General features: G+C 53.0%; 1 rRNA gene. It reads left to right on the forward strand.

From position 1 onward, the window contains the following. The first annotated feature begins 148 nt into the window (after positions 1-148). Positions 149-3,054: ribosomal RNA gene (locus IFU29_RS22070) — 23S ribosomal RNA — on the forward strand. Positions 3,055-3,097 lie beyond the last annotated feature (43 nt).

Genomic DNA, 3,097 nt, shown 5'->3' on the forward strand with positions numbered 1-3,097 from the left:
TGCTCTTTAACAATCCGGAACAAGCTGAAAATTGAAACGACATGTCGTTTTCATTCTCCGTAATAAGAATGAAATCTACGATATGTTCGAGTCTCTCAAATGCTCGCAACGACAACACGTGCTCCTTCGGGACGCTTGTGGGTTGTGAGGTTAAGCGACTAAGCGTACACGGTGGATGCCTAGGCAGTCAGAGGCGATGAAGGGCGTGCTAATCTGCGATAAGCGTCGGTAAGGTGATATGAACCGCAATAACCGACGATACCCGAATGGGGAAACCCAGTGTGATACGTCACACTATCATGTCATGAATACATAGTGGCATGAGGCGAACCGGGGGAACTGAAACATCTAAGTACCCCGAGGAAAAGAAATCAACCGAGATTCCCCCAGTAGCGGCGAGCGAACGGGGAACAGCCCAGAACCTGAATCAGTTTGTGCATTAGTGGAAGCGTCTGGAAAGTCGCAGGGTACAGGGTGATACTCCCGTACACAAAAATGCACTTGCTGTGAGTTCGATGAGTAGGGCGGGACACGTGACATCCTGTCTGAATATGGGGGGACCATCCTCCAAGGCTAAATACTCCTGACTGACCGATAGTGAACCAGTACCGTGAGGGAAAGGCGAAAAGAACCCCGGCGAGGGGAGTGAAACAGAACCTGAAACCGTGTACGTACAAGCAGTGGGAGCCTACTTGTTAGGTGACTGCGTACCTTTTGTATAATGGGTCAGCGACTTATATTCTGTAGCAAGGTTAACCGTATAGGGGAGCCGCAGGGAAACCGAGTCTTAACTGGGCGTTAAGTTGCAGGGTATAGACCCGAAACCCGGTGATCTAGCCATGGGCAGGTTGAAGGTTGGGTAACACTAACTGGAGGACCGAACCGACTAATGTTGAAAAATTAGCGGATGACTTGTGGCTGGGGGTGAAAGGCCAATCAAACCGGGAGATAGCTGGTTCTCCCCGAAAGCTATTTAGGTAGCGCCTCGTGAACTCATCTTCGGGGGTAGAGCACTGTTTCGGCTAGGGGGCCATCCCGGCTTACCAACCCGATGCAAACTGCGAATACCGAAGAATGTTATCACGGGAGACACACGGCGGGTGCTAACGTCCGTCGTGAAGAGGGAAACAACCCAGACCGCCAGCTAAGGTCCCAAAGTCATGGTTAAGTGGGAAACGATGTGGGAAGGCACAGACAGCCAGGATGTTGGCTTAGAAGCAGCCATCATTTAAAGAAAGCGTAATAGCTCACTGGTCGAGTCGGCCTGCGCGGAAGATGTAACGGGGCTAAACCATGCACCGAAGCTGCGGCAGCGACACGCAAGTGTTGTTGGGTAGGGGAGCGTTCTGTAAGCCGTCGAAGGTGGACTGTGAGGTCTGCTGGAGGTATCAGAAGTGCGAATGCTGACATAAGTAACGATAAAGCGGGTGAAAAGCCCGCTCGCCGGAAGACCAAGGGTTCCTGTCCAACGTTAATCGGGGCAGGGTGAGTCGACCCCTAAGGCGAGGCCGAAAGGCGTAGTCGATGGGAAACAGGTTAATATTCCTGTACTCGGTGTTACTGCGAAGGGGGGACGGAGAAGGCTATGTTAGCCGGGCGACGGTTGTCCCGGTTTAAGCGTGTAGGCTTGAGTTCCAGGCAAATCCGGAACTCTTTAAGGCTGAGGCGTGATGACGAGGCACTACGGTGCTGAAGTAACAAATGCCCTGCTTCCAGGAAAAGCCTCTAAGCATCAGGTAACATCGAATCGTACCCCAAACCGACACAGGTGGTCAGGTAGAGAATACCAAGGCGCTTGAGAGAACTCGGGTGAAGGAACTAGGCAAAATGGTGCCGTAACTTCGGGAGAAGGCACGCTGTCGGTAGGTGAAAGGACTTGCTCCTGGAGCCGAAGGCAGTCGAAGATACCAGCTGGCTGCAACTGTTTATTAAAAACACAGCACTGTGCAAACACGAAAGTGGACGTATACGGTGTGACGCCTGCCCGGTGCCGGAAGGTTAATTGATGGGGTTATCCGCAAGGAGAAGCTCTTGATCGAAGCCCCGGTAAACGGCGGCCGTAACTATAACGGTCCTAAGGTAGCGAAATTCCTTGTCGGGTAAGTTCCGACCTGCACGAATGGCGTAATGATGGCCAGGCTGTCTCCACCCGAGACTCAGTGAAATTGAACTCGCTGTGAAGATGCAGTGTACCCGCGGCAAGACGGAAAGACCCCGTGAACCTTTACTACAGCTTGACACTGAACATTGAGCCTTGATGTGTAGGATAGGTGGGAGGCTTTGAAGCGTGGACGCCAGTCTGCGTGGAGCCAACCTTGAAATACCACCCTTTAACGTTTGATGTTCTAACCTGGCGCCGTAATCCGGCGTGGGGACAGTGTCTGGTGGGTAGTTTGACTGGGGCGGTCTCCTCCTAAAGAGTAACGGAGGAGCACGAAGGTTAGCTAATCACGGTCGGACATCGTGAGGTTAGTGCAATGGCATAAGCTAGCTTGACTGCGAGAGTGACGGCTCGAGCAGGTGCGAAAGCAGGTCATAGTGATCCGGTGGTTCTGAATGGAAGGGCCATCGCTCAACGGATAAAAGGTACTCCGGGGATAACAGGCTGATACCGCCCAAGAGTTCATATCGACGGCGGTGTTTGGCACCTCGATGTCGGCTCATCACATCCTGGGGCTGAAGTAGGTCCCAAGGGTACGGCTGTTCGCCGTTTAAAGTGGTACGCGAGCTGGGTTTAGAACGTCGTGAGACAGTTCGGTCCCTATCTGCCGTGGGCGCTGGAGAATTGAGAGGGGTTGCTCCTAGTACGAGAGGACCGGAGTGAACGCACCGCTGGTGTTCGGGTTGTCATGCCAATGGCATTGCCCGGTAGCTAAGTGCGGAAAAGATAAGCGCTGAAAGCATCTAAGCGCGAAACTTGCCTCGAGATGAATTCTCCCTGGGTCCTTGAGACCCCTGAAGGGACGTTGAAGACTACGACGTTGATAGGCCGGGTGTGTAAGCGCAGCGATGCGTTGAGCTAACCGGTACTAATGACCCGTGAGGCTTAACCTTACAACGCCAGAAGCGTTCTGGCGTGGCGTTTGAGAGACGCAAA

It is taken from the genome of Erwinia persicina, assembly GCF_014838825.1.
In the GTDB taxonomy this organism is placed as follows: Bacteria; Pseudomonadota; Gammaproteobacteria; order Enterobacterales; family Enterobacteriaceae; genus Erwinia; species Erwinia persicina_A.